The 19,203-nt window shown below is 45.7% G+C and carries 17 protein-coding genes; 9 read left to right on the forward strand and 8 right to left on the reverse strand.

What is annotated here, in order from left to right; genetic code table 11:
- Window positions 1–54 precede the first annotated feature (54 nt).
- Window positions 55–1,263 carry an MFS transporter gene (locus AC570H_RS07825; protein WP_497353417.1) on the forward strand — a complete coding sequence of 403 codons (1,209 nt, stop codon included), beginning with the start codon at window positions 55–57 and terminating at the stop codon, window positions 1,261–1,263.
- Window positions 1,264–1,304: 41 nt separating this feature from the next.
- Here the strand turns inward: AC570H_RS07825 and AC570H_RS07830 are convergent, their stop codons facing one another.
- Complete coding sequence (locus tag AC570H_RS07830) at window positions 1,305–1,718, reverse strand: SRPBCC family protein (RefSeq protein ID WP_497353419.1); 414 nt, start codon at window positions 1,716–1,718, stop codon at window positions 1,305–1,307.
- Between the two features lie 366 nt (window positions 1,719–2,084).
- Here AC570H_RS07830 and AC570H_RS07835 point away from each other — a divergent pair, with 366 nt between their 5' ends.
- Both AC570H_RS07835 and AC570H_RS07840 read left to right on the forward strand, forming a co-directional pair.
- Window positions 2,085–2,534 (forward strand): hypothetical protein, encoded by a 450-nt coding sequence (locus AC570H_RS07835; RefSeq protein ID WP_497353421.1) that lies wholly within the window; start codon window positions 2,085–2,087, stop codon window positions 2,532–2,534.
- Window positions 2,535–2,708: 174 nt separating this feature from the next.
- A complete protein-coding gene (locus AC570H_RS07840; RefSeq protein ID WP_497353423.1) occupies window positions 2,709–3,545 on the forward strand; it encodes a carboxylesterase family protein in 837 nt (278 codons plus the stop codon).
- Between the two features lie 42 nt (window positions 3,546–3,587).
- Here the strand turns inward: AC570H_RS07840 and AC570H_RS07845 are convergent, their stop codons facing one another.
- Together AC570H_RS07845 and AC570H_RS07850 are read right to left on the reverse strand one after the other, a co-directional pair.
- Window positions 3,588–4,586 (reverse strand): gliding motility protein GldB-related protein, encoded by a 999-nt coding sequence (locus AC570H_RS07845; RefSeq protein ID WP_497353425.1) that lies wholly within the window; start codon window positions 4,584–4,586, stop codon window positions 3,588–3,590.
- Window positions 4,587–4,877: 291 nt separating this feature from the next.
- The gene (locus AC570H_RS07850) at window positions 4,878–5,816 is read right to left on the reverse strand and encodes a helix-turn-helix domain-containing protein (protein WP_497353427.1); all 939 of its coding nucleotides are present in this window, start codon (window positions 5,814–5,816) and stop codon (window positions 4,878–4,880) included.
- A gap of 147 nt (window positions 5,817–5,963) precedes the next feature.
- Between AC570H_RS07850 and AC570H_RS07855 the strand changes: the two genes are divergently transcribed.
- The 6 genes from AC570H_RS07855 to AC570H_RS07880 all read left to right on the forward strand — a co-directional run bounded on the left by AC570H_RS07855 (window position 5,964) and on the right by AC570H_RS07880 (window position 10,788).
- Window positions 5,964–6,815: an aldo/keto reductase gene (locus tag AC570H_RS07855; RefSeq protein ID WP_497353429.1), complete on the forward strand. Its 852-nt coding sequence runs from the start codon at window positions 5,964–5,966 to the stop codon at window positions 6,813–6,815.
- 32 nt (window positions 6,816–6,847) lie between these two features.
- A complete protein-coding gene (locus tag AC570H_RS07860) occupies window positions 6,848–7,924 on the forward strand; it encodes an alpha/beta hydrolase (RefSeq protein WP_497353431.1) in 1,077 nt (358 codons plus the stop codon).
- 116 nt (window positions 7,925–8,040) lie between these two features.
- The gene (locus AC570H_RS07865; protein WP_497353433.1) at window positions 8,041–8,487 is read left to right on the forward strand and encodes a nuclear transport factor 2 family protein; all 447 of its coding nucleotides are present in this window, start codon (window positions 8,041–8,043) and stop codon (window positions 8,485–8,487) included.
- The gene (locus AC570H_RS07870; protein ID WP_497353435.1) at window positions 8,484–9,215 is read left to right on the forward strand and encodes a carboxymuconolactone decarboxylase family protein; all 732 of its coding nucleotides are present in this window, start codon (window positions 8,484–8,486) and stop codon (window positions 9,213–9,215) included. Before AC570H_RS07865 ends, AC570H_RS07870 begins: the two co-directional genes overlap by 4 nt.
- Before the next feature lie 10 nt (window positions 9,216–9,225).
- Complete coding sequence (locus AC570H_RS07875) at window positions 9,226–10,290, forward strand: alpha/beta hydrolase (RefSeq protein ID WP_497353437.1); 1,065 nt, start codon at window positions 9,226–9,228, stop codon at window positions 10,288–10,290.
- Window positions 10,291–10,299: 9 nt separating this feature from the next.
- The gene (locus AC570H_RS07880; protein ID WP_497353439.1) at window positions 10,300–10,788 is read left to right on the forward strand and encodes a cupin domain-containing protein; all 489 of its coding nucleotides are present in this window, start codon (window positions 10,300–10,302) and stop codon (window positions 10,786–10,788) included.
- A gap of 242 nt (window positions 10,789–11,030) precedes the next feature.
- Here the strand turns inward: AC570H_RS07880 and AC570H_RS07885 are convergent, their stop codons facing one another.
- The 5 genes from AC570H_RS07885 to AC570H_RS07905 form a co-directional block, all read right to left on the reverse strand.
- Window positions 11,031–11,432: a VOC family protein gene (locus tag AC570H_RS07885; RefSeq protein ID WP_497353441.1), complete on the reverse strand. Its 402-nt coding sequence runs from the start codon at window positions 11,430–11,432 to the stop codon at window positions 11,031–11,033.
- A gap of 337 nt (window positions 11,433–11,769) precedes the next feature.
- Entirely contained in the window at window positions 11,770–12,690 is a 921-nt protein-coding gene (locus tag AC570H_RS07890; RefSeq protein ID WP_497353443.1) for a BT_3987 domain-containing protein, read from the reverse strand.
- Window positions 12,691–12,709: 19 nt separating this feature from the next.
- Window positions 12,710–14,467, reverse strand: a complete 1,758-nt coding sequence (locus AC570H_RS07895; RefSeq protein ID WP_497353445.1) for a RagB/SusD family nutrient uptake outer membrane protein — start codon at window positions 14,465–14,467, stop codon at window positions 12,710–12,712.
- 17 nt (window positions 14,468–14,484) lie between these two features.
- Complete coding sequence (locus AC570H_RS07900) at window positions 14,485–17,331, reverse strand: SusC/RagA family TonB-linked outer membrane protein (RefSeq protein ID WP_497353447.1); 2,847 nt, start codon at window positions 17,329–17,331, stop codon at window positions 14,485–14,487.
- Window positions 17,332–17,357: 26 nt separating this feature from the next.
- On the reverse strand, window positions 17,358–19,199 hold the full coding sequence (locus AC570H_RS07905) for a RagB/SusD family nutrient uptake outer membrane protein (RefSeq protein WP_497353449.1): 1,842 nt from the start codon (window positions 19,197–19,199) through the stop codon (window positions 17,358–17,360).
- Window positions 19,200–19,203: the final 4 nt, after the last annotated feature.

A 19,203-nucleotide genomic window follows, 5' to 3' on the forward strand; every position in this document is an offset into this window, starting at 1 on the left:
TGGCAGAGCCATAAAATTCCTTGCTTTCTTTGCCGGGTTAAATTACATAATCAAATGAATGCAGATAAAATAATTGAAAATACGGTTTCTCCATTGATAAATCCGACCCCTTCATTGTCTTTGGTGGTGATTTTATCGCTGGGTACTTTTATAGTTTTCTTTCAGGGATTTATGGTTGCCCCCATTTTACCCCAGCTTTCTTCGCTTTTCCGGGTATCTGTCCAGCAGGTGAGTTTCATTGAGCCGGCCTATTTGTTAAGCTATGGCTTTTCTACTTTGATATACGCTCCTTTATCAGATAAATATGGACGGTTTCCCATCATCATATTTTCCATAAGCGGCTTTATATTGATGACGGCCTGTACCGGTTTTGCAGGCACAATTAATCAGATGATTGTGCTTAGATTGTTGACAGGGCTGATAGCGGGGGGCGTGGCACCTACAACGATAGGCTGGATCGGCGACCGGTTTCCCTACGAAAAACGTGGGCATGCCTTGGGCGTGTTTTTTGGATTAATGGCCGCTGGCACCGCTTTTGGTTCCAGCTCGGGCGCATTGTTGACGGCTTTTGTGGGATGGCAAATGTTGTTTTGGATTGTCGCATTAATAGCGTTGTTGATTTTGATGGTTCTATTGATCAACCACAAAAACTTTGTGCAGGAGCAAACAGAAAAACCATCCGGCCTTAAAAACACGATTAGTGCCTATAGGGATATCCTTGTTTTACCAAGGGGATGGCGAACTTATATGTTTGTATTTTTTAATTCCATGTTCCACAGCGGGGTATTTGCCTGGACGGGTTATTTCTTTTTCAAGAACTACCATTTGAGCGAAAAAGGGGTTGGATTGGCATTGCTGGGCTATGGCATCCCGGGATTGCTTTTGGGACCATTTTTAGGTAAGCTTGCCGATAAATATGGCCGTAACAGGATTATCCCGATCGGTATTTGTATAGGTGCGCTTTCGGCTTTTTTGCTGGGCATGAACTACACGCTGTTTTTCTCCTGCATCTTGATAGCTATTTTATCGCTCGGTTTTGATATGACGCATCCGCTTTTTGCGGCAATTATTACCACTCTTTCGCAACAAAAAGGTGTCGCAATCGGGTTGTTTGCCTTTGTAATGTTTATGGGATATGGTTTTGGCAGCCTCGTATTCAGCCTAATTGTAAATATTGGGCTAAATGAAAGCTTTAAGCTATTTGGACTGGTGGCTGCCCTAGGTGCTGCACTGTCTGTTGTTGTTTTTAAAAATGAAAAATGATTTTAAAAAACGTACCACCAAAACCCATCACACAATTAATTTCACCTGATTCCTACTTCAGCAATCTGTTTTACCAGGTCTAATGCCGATATCCAACCAGCTAAGGCCTCATCAAATGAAGCTTTGTTTAAAGGACGGAAAAGTACTTCCCTGCCCTTCAGCACTGTAACTCCGTGCTTTTCCTGAAAATCATAGCTGATTTCAGAGATTAGGGTTTCGCTTTCTGGCTCGAACAGGTTATGTCTGATGAGCCGTTCCGGTTTGATTTCAAGCAAAGTGCCGTTTGTCAGTCTTTTCCCGTCCACGTTCCTAAAACCAAACGGACTACCGGGTTTCCAATCTGTGTCGTAATATCCTCCCATTTGTTTGGTCACCTCTGGATTTGTGAACACGCTCCAGACACTGTGTACCGGAGCGTTTATTTCGATACTTGCTTCAATAATTTTATTTTCCATAATTGCCTGCAGTTCTTAATGTGTAATTACCATCATCTAACCCTAACAAAGCTAGTCAATAACATGCTAAACATTGGATAATGTTTCCATTGAATTCACGGCTCAATAATTTTGATTGGGCAAAATTGAGGAGGTTGGAAGCTCACTTATTGGGAGTAGACTAGGGAGTTGTGTTATTTATATTGAAATGCACAGACCTGGTCTGTAAAATTTTATTTGATGAATATTTATTTTCCGATATTTTCATTTCTTTGCAACGCGGATCAACAAAGAAAAATGCCATGGGTGAAAGTATGCAATTACATGGATCATCACAGGGGTAAAAAGAAATAATTAGCTCAATAATTTTAATAGCGATACAATATTATGGGTAGCTGGGGAATAAAAGCTCTGGAAAGCGATGAGGGTCTTGATGTTATTGACCTGTTTGCAATATTTGTAGAAAAACATCCAAATGTAGATTTAAAAAAGTTGATTGCTCTTTATAAAGCAAAAGGCTTTTTGCCAACTGATCAAACCGAGATAGATTACCTATACGACACTGCAGCGGTTGGATTAACGGAAATATATTTTGAATATAAAGACAATGGCCAGTTTATAGCTGATGGCGAACCGCTAAATATCCTATCATTTACGGCTGGAAAAAAGGAGCTACAATTCTTACAAAAATACCTGGATGATATCATTAATGAAGAACCAGATGATGATGGAGAAAGAGAATATGCTGATCTGTATAAGGAGACTCCCGGCTGGACAGCGTATATGACCAATCTTTCCCAAAGGCTGGACAGTGAGATCAAGAAACTAGAAGACTAATCTCATTCCATAAAAATAAACTTCCATTTAGGTAGCCGTTGGCAACAGTTGATTTAAGGAACTTGTGTAGAAATCACGGGCTTATACACGGCCACATGATTAACATTGGATATAAGTGTTGCAGTTAACATTAAATACTCCCTTACCTGTGGCCATAACAATATGATTTAAGCAATGAAAAAAAACACGATAATACAACTGGCATTAATCCTTATTCTTTTGATCCCGTTGAGTTCAAATGCTCAGGTACACAAACAGGATAACAGGACCATCGATTCGCTAGAGGTTTTACGGATCAAGAAAGTGCTGAACGACCTGAACTCCGATAAATTTGAAAGAAAATCATACCAAGGGGCTGTAAGCGAAATCCCTTACAGACTTTTGGCGCCAAAAGAAGTTGCTCCAGGGAAAAAATACCCTTTAGTGATTACTTTCCATAATTCCTCACGGATCGGCAACGATAATCAAGGCCAGTTGGAGCCGCTGGCCAGAATATGGATCAGGGACGATATCTACAGGGATTTCAACTGTTTTGTGATGGCACCACAATTTAGCAGGCGGTCAGCAGATTATATCCTGGATAAGGACAGTACACTGAGCTCGGTACCTTCGCCTGATGTAAGGCAGATTCTTAAGCTGGTGGAAGAGACCGAAAAAAACTACCCGGTTGATAGGCACAGGATTTATCTTGTAGGTTATTCCATGGGTGCTTCGACCGCCCAAAATTTATTTAGCATGAAGCCTGAAAAGTTTGCGGCATTAGTGTCGATTGCCGGTGTTCCCGACTTTTCCAATCTTGCCGCGCTTAAGAAAAAAAGAATCTGGTTGATCCATGGAAAGCAGGACACCGAGAATCCCTATATTGGAAGCGAACAGCTTTACAACAAGTTGGCCGGCAATAAACAGTTGAAATTTACCTCGTATAAAAATCTCAGCCACAATAATATTATGGTGCCTTACCTGTTAACTGCCGATATTCCCAAGTGGTTATTCGGAAATGATCAGCAGTAAGCTTGCCCAAAATCGGGTTTGAAAGACAAAATTATTGTAATTTTATTGAGGCTTCCATTTAGCTGCATATCCGCTTTTATCCAATACTTGCTGAACAGGCATCGTGTAAAGATCTTTCCATGAGTCCCTCCCGTTCTTTTCTACGTAACTTTCAACAATACGGAACCCCAGCCAATAATATAAAGACTTTGGGGCATCCTTAAACAGGCCGTAACGTCCGTTACGCAGTAAGGCATTATCCGTTCCTTTATCTTTCAGGTACTGTTCTGTCTTCCGGAACAGCTCCTGTTCGTGATCCATGTACCACTGCCACTCTTTTTCGGTCATCTGCTCAACAAGCTCCCGTTTTGGCACTTTGCCCTCAAAAAACACATAGGTGAAATAACAGGCAGCCCCTTCCCTGATCACCCTTGACAGTGTGCCCGCAGCCATGGGATCATCTTTATGTAGCTGGTTATAAACCAAATGGTACATTTCGTGGGGCAATCCTTTTTGAACAGTGAACGGTATATCGTATTCACTATTGTTCAGTTCGAAGCAGAACTGGGTATTGGAACATCCACCAAAGCCCAAGCCCTGCAATGGGGTAAAAAGCAAGCTGATCCTCGCGCTTGGCTGCACGGGTACCAACCTATTAAACCGGTGCAACGTATTCCGGAATGTTTTTTCCGGTTGAAGGGCAATAAGTTCTGCGGCTTTTTTCTCCCAAAGTTCTTTTTCTTTAGCATACAGGCTTTTGTTCCAGGCGATCATTCCGGCCGTTGTATTGAACATTTTGGCATTGGCAGCACCCATTGATTCTGCATAACATCCCTCCCAGATTTCCCTGTGCAGGCCAAATACCTTGTTAACAATCATGTTGGTATCATAGTCACCGCTACGGTGCGCAAGTAGCTGACTTTTGTAAAGGGCATAAATAGTGATTTTGCCAACATTTACACTGTCTTTTAACCGGTCAAGCTTTTGTTCAAAAGTAAAGTTCCGATTACAGGAACTTAAAAAAATCAGAAAAGAAAGTGCCCAGGTAACAAGTGTTTTCATTAAAATTTAAATTGTTTGGTCGTTCAAAAATAATCCTTGATCCCCTCTACACCAAGTGCGTACCAAAATAATATAATGCCCTAATTTGGCGCAAAACAAGAAGCAGGGGCCAAAATTCATCCAACAATGTTCGAAACTGAACATTTACCGTTCGCTAACGAACAATCCGTTTTACCTGGGTTGTATTGTATCAAGATTTCGTGTAAATCGGGGCAACAGACAGGAAGGTATTGAAAAGTTGCAAAAAGCAGCTTTTATCTTTCCTCCATCAGCATATAGAAATACGGAACCTTAATTCAAATTTGTACTTCTATATTGATTTGGGGTATGTCCTACCCGTTGTTTGAACAGCCTGCTGAAATGCTGAGGATATTTGAACCCCAGTTCGTAGGCGATCTCGTTGATGGTTTTGTTGGCATCGAAAATTCTATCCTTGGCAACATCGATAATCTTGTTTTGGATATATTCCTGTGCCGATTTTCCGGTTTCTTTCTTGATCAGGTCGCCGAAATAGTTAGGAGAAAGGTGCAGCTCTTCGGCGCAATAGGCAACAGAAGGCAATCCTATTTCAACTGGCCTATCCGAAGAAAAATAGCCGTTCAGCAGTTCCTCAAAACGTTCCAAAATTCCTCTGTTGGCGTTTTCCCTGGTGATAAACTGACGATCGTAGAAACGTTCGCAATAGTTGAGAAAAAGTTCAATATTCGAAGCGATCAGCCTCTTGCTGTGCTTATCTATCGATTGGTTCAGCTCTGCCTGTATTTTGGCAAAGCAGTCGAACACCAGCTGCCTTTCCCGCGCGGATAGATGTAGCGCCTCATTCGTTTTATAGCTGAAGAAACTGTAATCTCCAATACTTTTTCCTAGAGAAGTGCCATGTACCAGATCGGGATGAAAGACCAGGCCATGCCCTACCGGCTGATAGTAGTCGATTTTGTTCGCAACGTCCAATACCTGACCTGGTGAAACGAAAACAAGTGTTCCTTCCTGATAGTCGTAGGTGTTACGCCCATACTTAAGGTCGCCACAAACAACATCTTTCAGAAAGATGCAATAGAGCCCAAAGTTCATGCGCGAGCCTTTTCTCATCTTCGCCTTTGAGAAGTCGATCACGCTAACCAGCGGATGGAGCGTTTCGTGATTGTTAAAGGTATTGTATTCACTGATGGTGTTAAAATTGATCGTCTCTTCCATGGCTTTCGTTCTTGTTTCCTCTACAAATCTAAACATTCAGGTACAGTTGCAGCAAGACAAAAGCACCAATCAGTAATAATGGTAGCACAACCCGTAATCCGTATACCGTTTGCCTCAGGTATAGTGCTGAACTTTACATCGCCTTACTTGTTGTAGAACGAGAAAGAACAAAAATTCAAGCATATGCAAAAAGTCAGATTGAACAACGGCGTTGAAATGCCCATACTGGGCTTTGGAGTTTTTCAGATTGCCGATGCAGCCGAATGCGAAAAAGCAGTTATAGAGGCCATAGAAACCGGATACAGGCTGATCGATACCGCTGCCTCCTATCTTAACGAAGGTGCCGTGGGCAATGGCATCAAAAAAAGCGGCATCGCCAGGGAAGAGCTTTTCGTTACCACTAAGCTTTGGGTACAGGATGCAGGCTATGAAAATACAAAATCGGCCTTTCAAAGATCGCTGGAACGCCTGCAACTAGATTACCTCGACCTCTACTTGATCCATCAGCCCTATGGCGATGTTTTCGGATCGTGGAAAGCAATGCAAGAGCTGTACAAACAGGGAAAGATCAGGGCCATAGGCGTGGCCAACTTCCAGCCGGATAGGATAATGGATCTTTCCATCAACAGCGGTCTTGCCCCCGCCATAAACCAGATAGAAACCCACCCTTTCCATCAGCAGCTAACAACCCAAGAGTTTTTAGAGCAAAATAAGGTTCAGACTCAATCTTGGGGGCCGTTTGCCGAAGGCAAAAACAATATTTTTAAGAACGAAGTGCTCGCAGGCATTGGAAACAGGTACGGCAAAACCGTAGCTCAGGTCATCCTTCGCTGGCTTGCGCAACGAAACATCATAGCTATTCCCAAATCTGTACGCAGGGAAAGGATGGCGGAGAACTTCGACATATTCGATTTTGAGCTTTCGAAAGCCGATATGCAGGCCATCGCAAAGCTCGACACTAAGGAAAGCCTTTTCTTCGACCACCGCGATCCAGCCATGGTCAAATGGCTAAGCGAAAGAAAACTGGATATATAAGCAACCAAATAATCGGAAAACAGAAAACTATCATGCAAAAAATCAGAGCACAACTCGGGCTGAATGCCATGTTATGTGTCGCAGCCCTCGCCATTTCATCCTGCGCTGCAACAAAGACAAACCAGAGCGGAAATATAATCCTCAAAGAACAGGGAGCATTCTCGGCAGGTGGCAAAGTGATCAAAAGCGAAGGTACATTTGATCCTTTAAAGCCATGGAACGAGCAACAGGGTGGACAGACGCGCCATGGCGACCATGCCGATGTGTTTTACCAGATCCCTGCGAACAAAAAACAAAACTCGATGGTGTTTTTACATGGGTATGGCCAATCTCGCCGCAGCTGGCAGACCACTGCCGATGGCCGCGAGGGCTTTGCCGATCTGTTCTTAAGATCTGGCTATGGCATTTATCTCGTCGACCAGCCTGGTCGTGGCGATGCGGGGCAGACCACAAAGCCTGTGCAGATTTCGGCAGTTCCAGATGACCAAACCTGGTACACCCAGTTCCGAATCGGACTTTATCCAAAATTTAACGAAGGAGTACAGTTTCCCAATGACGAAAAATCGCTTGATAACTTCTTCCGCATGATGACGCCCAACACCGGTAATATCGATGAAGAAACCCTTGTAAGCGCCATGTCGGCCGTGTTTGATAAATCTGGCGACGGTATTCTCTTCACCCATTCTGCAGGAGGTGCTCCAGGCTGGAAAACAGCCATCAGAAACCATCACGTAAAAGCTGTTGTAGCCATTGAACCAGGCGGATTTGCCTTTCCTGAAGGCGAAGCACCACAGGGCAACCGTGGAGGAAGAGGCATTCCCCTTAGCGACTTCATGAAACTGACCAAGATTCCAATCGTGATTTATTATGGCGACTACATCCCCAAAGAAGAAACCAATGCCGCCTCGCTCAATTTTTGGCGTAATGTACTGGCCACGGCTAGGCAATGGGCCAAGGTGGTAAACGCCCATGGCGGCGATGCAACCGTTGTGCACCTGCCCGAAACAGGAATAAAAGGCAATACCCATTTCATTATGTCAGACCTGAACAACAAGGAAATAGCCGGCATTTTGTCTAAATGGCTGAAGGAAAAAGGACTGGACAAGTAATATTGGTTGCAATTCCAGTAATCCGTCTACCAAAAAGCCTTTCCCTTCTCTGCAATTTTGCATTGTAGAAATAAGTATAGCATAACCCGACCATAAACCTATAAACGATTATCGAAATGAAAAAATTAAGTTTTTTACTGTTCTTCGCCATAATGTGCTTCAAATTGTCGCATGCGCAAAATACTGTTGCAGAAAAAGAGGTCGTCAAACTTTCTGCCGATAAATGGCAATGGATGGCTGATAAGAATGTTGCCTTGCTAGATAGCCTCTTTCAAGAAAAATCCGTGTTTGTACACATGGGCGGTTCGTGGGGAAAACAACAGGAGCTGAATGTAATCAAAAGTGGCGGCATCTGGTACAAGAAGGCAGACGTACATGATGTATCCGTAAAAATCATCGACAAGACCGCGATTCTTCTTAACAGGATCGATCTGCTGGCAGTTGTTGGCGGCAACGAAGTAACCAATCCGTTTATGGTAACAGAAGTTTACATCAAACAGAATGGCGCATGGAAACTCGGCTCCCTTTCGTTCACAAAACTGACAACACCTTCTGGCAGATGACAAAGACTGAAAAGATCAGGACAATCATTTGCATGATAGTGGCATTTAGCACCCTTTCGTTTGTGCTAAATGCCCAAGACAATAAAAATATGGCGCTAAGTACCAAAGAACAATGCATTGTTGGAATTGCAGCACTTACGGCAAAAGGCGATCTGCCCAAACTGAAGAACGAAATAAGCGCCGGGCTTGAAGCGGGCCTAACCATCAACCAGATCAAGGAAGCCATGGTTCATCTTTATGCCTATGCAGGATTTCCCCGAAGCCTCCGTGGATTACAGACTTTTATGGCTGTTTTGGACGAACGCAAAGCCAAAGGCATTACCGATCAATTGGGTGCAGGAGCCTCGCCAATCAACAACAGCGGCAGCAGGTATCAGCGCGGCAAAGCGATCTTGGAGAAACTGACAGGTCTTCGCGAAGCCGATACCAAAACCGGTTATGCGGCTTTTGCCCCCGAAATCGAAGTATTCCTCAAAGAGCATCTTTTCGCTGATCTTTTTGAACGCGATGTTTTGACCCATGCAGAAAGAGAATTGGTAACCGTATCGGTACTTGCGGGCATTGGCGGCGTGGAGCCCATGTTGAGGTCGCATTTAAATATATGCCTGAATGTTGGATTGTCTCCAAGCCAGCTGCAACAATTTGTTGGGACTATCAGGCAAACCATCGGCAAGAAGGAAGCAAGGGCAACACAGGCCGTACTAAATGAAGTATTAAAAAACAAGTGAGTTAAGAAAGATGAAGAAACTGACATCAATTATTGCCATTGCAAGCTCAATAGCAGCTGCAGATCTGGCAGATGCACAAAACAGGCAACAAACACATGAGCAGCAAAATCCATTTACGCTGGTGTATGATGGAGCGATAACCAGCAACGAAAAGGGAAAAGTAAATATCCACCCGGTAACTTATAAGCTCAATGGGATTGCCATTGCGGCCAATATTTATACGCCTGCAAACTATGATCCTGCAAAGAAATACCCGGCAATAGTGGTTGCCCACCCCAACGGTGGGGTTAAAGAGCAAACTGCCGGATTGTATGCGCAGCACCTTGCAGAAGCGGGTTATATAACCATTGTAGCAGATGCGGCCTATCAAGGTGCAAGCGGTGGTGAGCCCCGCCATACTGATAAGCCTGCAAACCGCGTTGAAGATATCCATGGCATGGCCGATTTTATTAGCCGTTATGCTGGTGTTGATGCCAACCGTTTGGGTGTGCTGGGTATCTGCGGAGGCGGAGGTTATACCTTAAAAGCAGCCCAATCAGACAAAAGGTTCAGGGCAGTTGCTACCCTGAGCATGTTCAACTCTGGCGAGGTAAGGCGTAACGGCTTTCAGCACTCCCAATTAAACACCATTCAGGATCGCCTGAAACAGGCTTCAGATGCCCGTGCGCAGGAAACTGCCGGAGGCAAAATAGTCTATGCGGGCCTAGCCAGTATAAAAGACGAAGAAATAGCCAAAATACCGACAGACCTTTACCGTGAAGGGTTTGTTTATTACTATAGAACTTATGCGCACCCAAATTCAACCTTTCTTTACACCATGAGCAGCCTGCTCGATCTCATGACCTGGGATGCCACTACGGATATGGACCTAATCAACCAGCCTCTTTTGATGATGGCCGGCAGCAAGGCAGATACAAAATACATGACAGACGAAGCTTTTCCGAAGGCCATCAATGCAAAAAACAAAGCGCTGTATCTCATTGACGGTGCTACGCATATCCAGACTTATTGGAAGCCGGAATACGTATCGCAGGCCGTAAACAAGCTGGTGGATTTTTATCATTCAAACCTTTAAAATAGCATTATGAAAACCAGCCGCAATTATATGTTGCCCTTGTTAATCCTCCTTTTTGCCGCGTGCAGCAACGAACAAAAACCAAAGCATATTCAACAAAAAAATGCGTTTGTATTTCCGCAAGGCAAAAAAATAACAAATGATAACTTTACGGGAACAGCCTATCTACAGATGCTGATGGATGCCGATAGCCTTAATGCTATAGCTGTTGGCAACGTAACTTTTGAACCGGGAGCCAGAAGCAAGTGGCATAGCCATCCTGCGGGGCAGATCTTGTTGGTGATTGATGGCGTTGGCTACTACCAGGAAAAGGGACAAGCCAAAAAGATACTTCGCAAGGGCGATGCCATAAAATGTCCGCCTAATATCCCCCACTGGCATGGGGCAAGTGCCGATACCGCTTTTGTGCAAGTAGCTATTACCGGAAGGGAAAAAGGTGAAACGGTTTGGCTAGAGGCAGTTACAGCTGCTGAATACACCGCTCCCATTGCCCATTGATTTTTTGTGCCAATTGATGCCCTTGGCAAATCGCTACCCTTACTCCCATTCTCACCGAAAGCGGGGTTTCCTGGAATTCCGAACACCTGGATCCAAATTCGGCCAATCTCATCGGCAAGGTAATCAAAGAGCAGCTGTGGCAGGTCGGCTGATAGCTCAGTATTTGCCTTGTAAGCCCTATATAAGACCTGCAACAACAATCCCGTCACTCCATCCTCCTTTCACCCACCCTCAGGGCTGCATCACATATTGTCCATCAACAGCACATTGAATTTATGGCCGTCGGGATCGGCAAAGGCAAAACCATAATAGTTGGCCTCATCCCTTTCTACCTTCTGGAAGATATGGCCTCCTGCATTCTTCACCTTGACCGCAAATTCATTCACCTCCTGTTCCGTCTCGGCAGAGAGCGTAAATATAATTTCGCTTTTATCCGTAGGGCCCGGCTGCAGGAACTGGTCGATTTTGGAGCCTTCTTCAAAAAAATGGATCACAAAGCCGTCGGCGCCAAAAAGAAAGCTGGCCAGCTTAGGGTAATCCTTAAACGATCCGTTCGGGGTAAATCCAAGTTCTGTGTAAAACCGGTTGGTAAGCTGCGCATCCTTTACGCTGAAATTGGCCCAGATTTTTTGTTTCATATTCATGGCTATATTATTTAAAGTGATTGACCAAAGTTATTGCTTAGCGGAAAGATATTTACGGTGCAGAAGGGACATTTGATGGGGCATTTGTGCCAAAACAAACACTGAATTGGCTACATGTTCCAAAACACATCGGCGAGATGAAGATTGCCTCTGCAAAAATAAAACGTGCGCAGTACAGGTTTAATTCCTATATCATAAAAAACCGTAGTCATGGAAAGGGCGATATGAATATATCGCCCTTTTGCCATTGCCTAAAATTCATTATCCTTTAGACATTGGACCTCGGCAAACGCCGGCAACGGAACCTGCAGACCATCAATCTGCTGGCTGGATGTAGCTACCATTCTTCATACCTCAGGTCAAGCTCTGGCGCCTGCCTTAAAATCAGCGTATCGGTTACGGCATAATTTGACGTGCCTTGCGTATAGTTGTATTTCAGGTAAAATTCACGCTTTGCAAGGTTGTATGTGCCTTGCGATGCACCAAGCGTGATGCCATTTAACGGCGACAAGGCCACGCTGTTGTCTGGCGCTACGGTCAGTTGCAGGCCTGCATTGATTTTGGTGCCTATACCGCTGGTTTTTACGGCATTTAAAGCCGTAGTACCCAAGGTCCAAACAGCATTTTTAGAAAGATCGGCCATGCTATAGGTTGTTGTGCCGGTAACTACACCTCCTGGGCCCAAGGTATTTTCTACCCCCTTATGGTAATAGGTGCCATGATAAGGGCTGATGTATTTCACCACTAATATGGTATAGTTTTTGGCTGCTACGGTTTGTACACCTCCTTCTATCTTGCCGTTCAAAATCGAATCGGCCGTGGTTTTGGTCAGGCGCAACGGAATGGCATAGGTATTGGTAAGCGACAGTGGATCGGCGGTAAACGCCGCTTTATTCAACGTTACGATAATTTCGCCCAGAAGCTTTCCCGCCGGGATTTCAAAGGTGTTGCTGTTGCTTAATGTATAATAATTAGCAGGCAACAGCTTAAGGTTAGCAGCGCCATCAACCGTAGTGAGCAAGCTTGGATCTATCACAAAATTAGCTGTTTCCAGTTCCTTGTTTTCTCTTTTTCCAGCCAGCACCACCCCCATCTTAAAGCTCATGTTATCATAGGCCACAATGGTTCTCAAGGGTCTTTGCGACGCGAAATACACCGCGCTAAAACTGTTGTCTGTGATATAGTCGTCGTACTTTTTGCAAGATAACAACAGGCTGCCCAACAAGAGCATCATCAGATAATTATATTTTGCTTTCATAATGTTCTGTTTATTTTAATTACCAACCCAAGTTTTGTTTAATGCCAGGGCTCTTCACTATTTCATTATATGGAAGCGGCAAGTAGTAGAATTTAACGGCATCGAACTTTCGTTTTTCTACATCAACCACGGTATAGGTATATTGGTTGGTTCCGTTTTTTTGCACTTCTACGCCAGTAACGGTTTCGTTGAGTGGCAACAGGCACCTTCTCATGTCAAAAAAGCGCTGGTTCTCAAAAGCCAATTCGAGGCGTCTTTCGTTTTGGATCAGCGCCCTAAAGGCATCCTTGCCCAAAGCGGCCTGCTCATCAACATAGGCGTTGGCAGTAGCGGCCGTTAAACCCGCAGCTGTTCTGATGTTCTTCATAATTTGTACGGGCGAAAGACTAGCACCCGGCGCAATAGCCGTTGGTCCATAAGCCTCGTTAGCAGCTTCGGCGAGGTTCAAAAACAGTTCTGTTTTTCTGAACAACACATTGTAGTGAAAAGAACTTACCGGATTTTCCAGCGTTCCTGCCGATGGTGCCAGCCATTTCTTAAGGTAATAACCCGTTCTAGAGGCCTGTGGATAGGCTTCTCTCGAATCCATGCCTCCGGTAAATACCTCGATTTGCGAAGATTGAAAGGCCGCGCCGTTGTAATAAACATTCAGGTCTAAGCGGGGGTCGCGGTTGGCATAAGGGTTAGAGGCACTATAGGTAGACCGACTATCCTTGATCGGATAACCGTTTTTCATCGGAAAGGCATCCACCAGGTTCTGCGACGGCCCGGTAAAGCCCATGCCATAAAACCTGGGCACGAAATTGAACTGCTCCATTTGGTTGCTGTTGGTAAACTTGCGCCAGATAAATTCTGCAGGCGTAGTAGCCGCCGTGAAGTTGGTTTGCGTCAAGGTGCTGAAGTTGCCCACCATGGTTATAGCTGCCTGTGCCATGCTTGCTGCCCGTTTCCATTTTTCCAGATACGCTCCTGCATCAACCACGTTAAATTGGGCCATACCGTTTAGCTTTACGATATGATCTGGCTGATAAGCCGGACTGGCTGCATACAAGCTCACCCTTGATTTAAGCGCCATGGCCACTTGTTTATCGGCCCTGCCTACACCTGGTGCACCTACAATGGCATCATTGCCGGTATAAACCTGTGGCAACAAGGCAATCGCAGCGTCGCAATCGGCCAAAATCTGTAGCACGCATTCCTCGTAACTGTTTCTTTTGATGTCTAAATTGGCCCCATCTGTTACCGTCTTTAAAGTAATCGGATAGCCAAGCGCTTCGCCGGTTGCCGTTTTGCCTCCATACTGTTGCAGCAGCTGAAAACCCCACCAGGCCCGCAGGTAAAGGGCCTCGCCTTTTAGCCGGTTTTTGATGGCCAGGTCTGTCGCAGCACTGGTCAGGCTGTATTTTACTTTGTCGGTGAGGCCGTTTTCCAAAAAGAGGTGGATATTTCTAAACTGGTTGTAAGCAGTTGTCCAGTTGCCTACCGGATTGTTTTGTGGGCTCAAAGCGCCACCACCCAAGGCGTACATGGCCGAAGGATAATCGTTGGTTACGGCATTGTCTGTGGCTACATCCAAAAAATTGCTTCCACCATAACTCAAAAAGGTATTCGGAATATTGGCGTAGGCATTCATCAGCACTCCTTGGGCCTTATCTGGCAAAGTCCAGGTATATTCGTCGCCGTAGGTATTGTCTATTTTGGGATCGAGTGCCTTCTCGCAACCCAATGTTGCCGTCATCGAAAGCAACAAGGTATATTTGATAAGTTTGTTCTTCATCTTTATCATCGTTTAGGTTAGAACTTGGCCGAAACACCCAATGTTACGGTCCTGTAGATTGGATAATTGGTTACACCTGCCGTCAGCACCTCAGGATCGAGCGCTTTTACCGATGAAAGCACCAAGAGGTTGGTACCCCTCAAAAAGAACCTGTAGCCCTTAAGCCAATTGGTCGACGCCGAAGCCGCATAGCTCAGTTCTACATTTTTAAGGCGCAGGAAATCGGTGTTTTTGAGCCAAAACGTAGAGCCTTGCGTATTGTTCACATCCGCAGTAGTGCTGAGCTTTGGATAGGTGCCACTTGGGTTGTTGATCGGATGATAGCGGTCTAGCGCCACTACAGAATATTTTCCTTCGCCGTTGTTGCGATAGTAGCTGCTGTTGGCCATGGCATTAACGCCCAATTCGGAGGTGCCCAACAAGTACAGGCCAAAACCTTTGTAGCTGAAGTTAAAATCGATACCCAAGGTAACCCGCGGATAGCTGTTCCCGATAGGCATTACATCCCTTCCATCAACAATACCATCGCCATTGATGTCGCTGTAGGCCAAATCGCCTTGGCCATAAGGGCCAAAATATTGGGCCGGAGCGCTTGCTACGGCAGCCGGACTGGTAAATAATCCGTTTGAGACCAAGCCGAACATCGAGTCGGATGACTGGCCGGTGATACTCAGGTTGTGGTCTGGATACTTGATTTCGTTGGTTACCACTACCTTGTTTTTGGCGTACACAAAATTAAATCCGAGGTCTGTTTTTACCTGGCCCAATCTGGTATGCCATTTCACGCCTCCTTCTACACCGCTATTGCTGGTTTCGCCCAAATTTAAACGGGGATACAAACCTGCGGTAAAAGAAGAGTAAAGGTTATCCGGACTAATGATCATATCGTAACGATAGGTGTTGAAATAATTGAATTCGGCCTCTACCTTATTGGCGAAAGCTATTGCTTCCAGGCCAATGTTAAGTTCTCTTGATTTTTCCCAGCCCAGGTCTTTGTTGCCCAAAATATCGAGCGTGGTACGCAATACATTGCTTACTGCATTTGGCTGTCCGAAACCTGCACTTCCATTGTCGTACCAACGGTTTTGGAAGAGGTAAAAATCTGTTGCGCGGTCGTAGCCCAAAATGCCGAAGCTCGATTTCAGCTTCAGAAAATTGATCGTCTTGCTGTTCTTCAAAAAGTGCTCTTCGCTTAAGATCCACGAAGCACCAATGGCAGGAAAAAGGCCAAATCGGTTGCCTTTGGCAAATTTGTTGGTTCCCATTAAGGCCATGCTTCCTTCGGCATAGATCTTTTTGCCGAAGTTGTAGTTAAGGCGCAACACGGTATTCGAATTTTCGATATCCTGCGTACTCGACCTGTCTTCGTTTTTGTAGTAGAAGTAAGAAAGATTGGCCGCAAATTCACTCTTTCCAAATTGGGTGTCGTAGTTCAGGTTGGTGATCCAGCCTGTATTTCTGACGATGCTCTCTCCCTGTCTGGTTTCCTCTCCCGTTAAGGTCGATTGTACTACCTGGCGCTGCACCAGCATATAGCTTACGCTTTCGCCACCCGAAAGGTCTGGGGTATAAATGCGCGCATAGGTTCTCGGCGTTTCGCTTTTGCCCGATTGAAAGAACTGGTAATTGTCGAAGGTAAAGACCGATTTAAGCGAAAGGCCCTTAACCAATTTATCCAAGCTCCAGTCCAGGCCGAAATTCGTCTGTCCGTAAAAATAGTTGTGCTTGCTATAGCCGCCATAAACCAGGTCTCCGTAAAGATTGTTCGGATGGAGCAGGCTGCCGCCCATTGCCGGAACATACGATTGGCCCAACACGTTGCCTATGCCTTGTAGCGTCGGATCGGTAATGAGCAGGGGATATTCGTTTGGCCTGTGCGTGCTCAGCGCCGAAAAAACATTGCTCTGCCCCAGTTTGCTCCAATTCCTGGTTTCTACGATGGCACTGGCATCAATAAAGGCCTTAAGGCTTTCGCTTACGTTGAAATCGAGGTTGCCACGCAAATTGATCCGATCCTGCGAAGGTGTCTTGCCCACTTTCTCGAAACCGTCGGCACCAGTGTAACCTAACATAAAAGCATACCTGCTGCCATCGCCACCTCCGGCATATTCGATGTTCGCCTTACGAAAAGGCGCCGCATTGTTTAAAAAGGTCTCGTTAAAATCGACATTGGGGTAACGCTGATCATTTGCGCCGCTGCTGTTGCGATAACCGTTCAGGTCTTTGGCCGAATAAAAAGCCGGCAAGCCATCGTTCTGCCTTGCTTCATTGTAAAGCGTAGCATAATCGTAGCTGTTTAAATAAGTGGGCATGCGCTGGGTCATGCTTACGCCGTAGCTTGTACTTACGTTCAGCAAGCGAGAATTAGGCTTGCCCCTTTTGGTGGTGATGAGGATAATGCCATTGGCCGCCCTTGGACCATACAAGATCTTTGAACTCGCGTCTTTCAGCACCTCTACACTTTCTATTTCCTCCGCATTTAAAAAATCGAGGTTTCTTTCAATCCCGTCAACTACTACCAGCGGATTATCTGCACTGCCGCGGGCCAGCCCTCTTACATAAAGCGAGGCATCGTTATTGCCCAGGCCGTTGGAGGTCTGCCTAACCGTAAGGCCCATCAATCGGCCCTGCAGCGTATTGGAAAAGGAAAGGTCTGGATAGCTTTCCAGTTCCCTGCCTGATATTTTGCTGATCGCCCCTACCGCTGCCCTTTGCGTAACGGTTAGGCCCATCGGTAAAACCAGTACATCGTTTTTGGCTATGGTATCTGGCTTTTTCAGTGTGATTGGCTCCTGAGCATAGACACCATAAAACGGCAAACAGGAAAGTCCGGCCAACAGCCATACATAGTTATATTTTTTCATTATCAGTTCTTTAAAAGTTTGACCATTTACCATCCCGGATTCTGTTTAAAATTGTACAAGCTCTGTACGTGGTTCAAGGCTACTGGATACCAATAATTGCGCAAGCCGAAGCCCCTCTGCTCTGTGGTAAGGTTAACCTGTTGATAGCTGAAGGCAAGCGTGCTCTTGTTGGCTACACTGGCATGGTTTGCCGGCGGCGTGGCCCTGATGCCCCTGATCGGAAGCTTGAAAACGTCTTCTGCAATCATCCATCGGCGCAGGTCGTGCCAGCGCTGGTTTTCGAACATGAGTTCTACCGCCCGTTCGTTTCTTATCCGCTCCCTGAAAACAGTTTTGTCTAAAGTAAAATCCACAAGCACGTTTGGCATGCCAGCCCTGTTCCTAATCACATTGATGGCCTGAGCGGCTGTCATTCCGTAGCCCGAAGGATCGGCATTTGGACCATAGGCTTCGTTCATTGCCTCGGCATAGTCAAGGTATACCTGCGCCAGGCGGATAAAAGTGCTATTGACCTTATACTTGGTCCATTGGCTGGTAAAACCGTTGGCTTCCGGCCAGATAAACTTTTTACATACATAGCCGGTAGCCATACGATTGCGGGTATAGTTACTGCTTTGCGTCAATCCGAAATCCCGGCCACCAACATACATTTCCATGTACAGCTGTTTGTTGCTCCCGTCTACGCCCCAAGGCTCTCCAGGAATGATAACGTCGTTGTAAAGCCGCGGGTCGCGGTTAACAAAAGGCTTCTGGGCATCGTAGCCAGAGCGCGGATCGCTAATGGGATAGGCATTGCCGTCTTTGATCACCTCAAACATGTCTACCAGGTTTTGGGTAGGTGCGGTAAAACTGGCCGCATCTTCCCCGGTACCTACAGAAAAGTGTTGAGGGATGTAACATACCCGCAGGCTCCTGTACTGGTCTCTGGTTCCGGCATCCATCCTGTACCAAAGCTCCTCGTCGCTGGCATAGTTTTCATGGTAGAAAATGTTCTTGTACTCGCTGGTGCCCAACAAACGGAAAGTGGTTCCACCCGTGCCTGCATTGGCATATTTGATGACGTCGTTGGCATACTCGGCTGCCAATTTGCAGCTCTCAATACCGTAGTCTTTCTTTTGGATAGAACTCAGATCATTCTGCATCAATGGGCTGGCATCATACAATTGTGCCATCGATTTGAGCGCCATGGCCGCCATTTTGGTCGCGCGGCCACGCTCGGCATCCTGCCATTTATCCGGCAGGAGACCAATCGCCTTGTTGAGATCCGTAATCAGCCACTTTGACGATTCGTGGTAGGTGAGCCTAGGAAAATCCAGGTTATCGTTTGGATCGTACACCCTATCGAAGATAGGCATGCCGCCCCAGCGAATAATGATCTGAAAATAATACCATGCCCTGAAAAAATAGGCCTGTCCAAGCAGCTCGTTCTTTTGGGCTTCAGTAATTCCGGGTACATTCGGTGCTTTTTGAAGAATCATGTTCGCGATACGCAGGCAATAGAAGGCGTTTTGTATAACGGGCGTATTCACGCCACCGTTGCCCCCGGGCCCTCCTGCCCAGCCAATTTCGCCCATAGTAGGCTTGTTGAGCCAATCGCCGGTATTGAGGTAAATGGTAAAGTTGTTGGTAAACAAGGTACCAGCCTCGTCAGACATGGCATTGGGGTTGGAACGCTGATAGCCTTGCGACTGCCAATCGTGAATATCCAACAAAGCCCTGTAGCAATTGTCTAAATAGCCCCTTGTAGCCTGGTAATTGGTAAAAACATCGTTTTCGTCCAAGCCAATATCTGGAGATTTATCCAGGAACTTTTTGCAGCTGCTTGCTCCAAAAAGTACAATGATCATCAGTAAAGTTATTTTTTTCATAACA

This window comes from Pedobacter sp. B4419, from assembly GCF_059693725.1.

What these genes read in the sequence shown, in the direction of transcription:
- AC570H_RS07855 (WP_497353429.1), top strand. Translation starts at nt 5,964, where the DNA reads ATGCAAAAAGTCAGATTGAACAACGGCGTTGAAATGCCCATACTGGGC.
- AC570H_RS07825 (WP_497353417.1), top strand. Translation starts at nt 55, where the DNA reads ATGAATGCAGATAAAATAATTGAAAATACGGTTTCTCCATTGATAAAT.
- AC570H_RS07845 (WP_497353425.1), bottom strand. Translation starts at nt 4,586, where the DNA reads ATGAAAACACTTGTTACCTGGGCACTTTCTTTTCTGATTTTTTTAAGT.
- AC570H_RS07830 (WP_497353419.1), bottom strand. Translation starts at nt 1,718, where the DNA reads ATGGAAAATAAAATTATTGAAGCAAGTATCGAAATAAACGCTCCGGTA.
- AC570H_RS07900 (WP_497353447.1), bottom strand. Translation starts at nt 17,331, where the DNA reads ATGAAAAAATATAACTATGTATGGCTGTTGGCCGGACTTTCCTGTTTG.
- AC570H_RS07870 (WP_497353435.1), top strand. Translation starts at nt 8,484, where the DNA reads ATGACAAAGACTGAAAAGATCAGGACAATCATTTGCATGATAGTGGCA.
- AC570H_RS07905 (WP_497353449.1), bottom strand. Translation starts at nt 19,199, where the DNA reads ATGAAAAAAATAACTTTACTGATGATCATTGTACTTTTTGGAGCAAGC.
- AC570H_RS07860 (WP_497353431.1), top strand. Translation starts at nt 6,848, where the DNA reads ATGCAAAAAATCAGAGCACAACTCGGGCTGAATGCCATGTTATGTGTC.
- AC570H_RS07865 (WP_497353433.1), top strand. Translation starts at nt 8,041, where the DNA reads ATGAAAAAATTAAGTTTTTTACTGTTCTTCGCCATAATGTGCTTCAAA.
- AC570H_RS07895 (WP_497353445.1), bottom strand. Translation starts at nt 14,467, where the DNA reads ATGAAGAACAAACTTATCAAATATACCTTGTTGCTTTCGATGACGGCA.
- AC570H_RS07880 (WP_497353439.1), top strand. Translation starts at nt 10,300, where the DNA reads ATGAAAACCAGCCGCAATTATATGTTGCCCTTGTTAATCCTCCTTTTT.
- AC570H_RS07875 (WP_497353437.1), top strand. Translation starts at nt 9,226, where the DNA reads ATGAAGAAACTGACATCAATTATTGCCATTGCAAGCTCAATAGCAGCT.
- AC570H_RS07885 (WP_497353441.1), bottom strand. Translation starts at nt 11,432, where the DNA reads ATGAATATGAAACAAAAAATCTGGGCCAATTTCAGCGTAAAGGATGCG.
- AC570H_RS07850 (WP_497353427.1), bottom strand. Translation starts at nt 5,816, where the DNA reads ATGTTTAGATTTGTAGAGGAAACAAGAACGAAAGCCATGGAAGAGACG.
- AC570H_RS07840 (WP_497353423.1), top strand. Translation starts at nt 2,709, where the DNA reads ATGAAAAAAAACACGATAATACAACTGGCATTAATCCTTATTCTTTTG.
- AC570H_RS07890 (WP_497353443.1), bottom strand. Translation starts at nt 12,690, where the DNA reads ATGAAAGCAAAATATAATTATCTGATGATGCTCTTGTTGGGCAGCCTG.
- AC570H_RS07835 (WP_497353421.1), top strand. Translation starts at nt 2,085, where the DNA reads ATGGGTAGCTGGGGAATAAAAGCTCTGGAAAGCGATGAGGGTCTTGAT.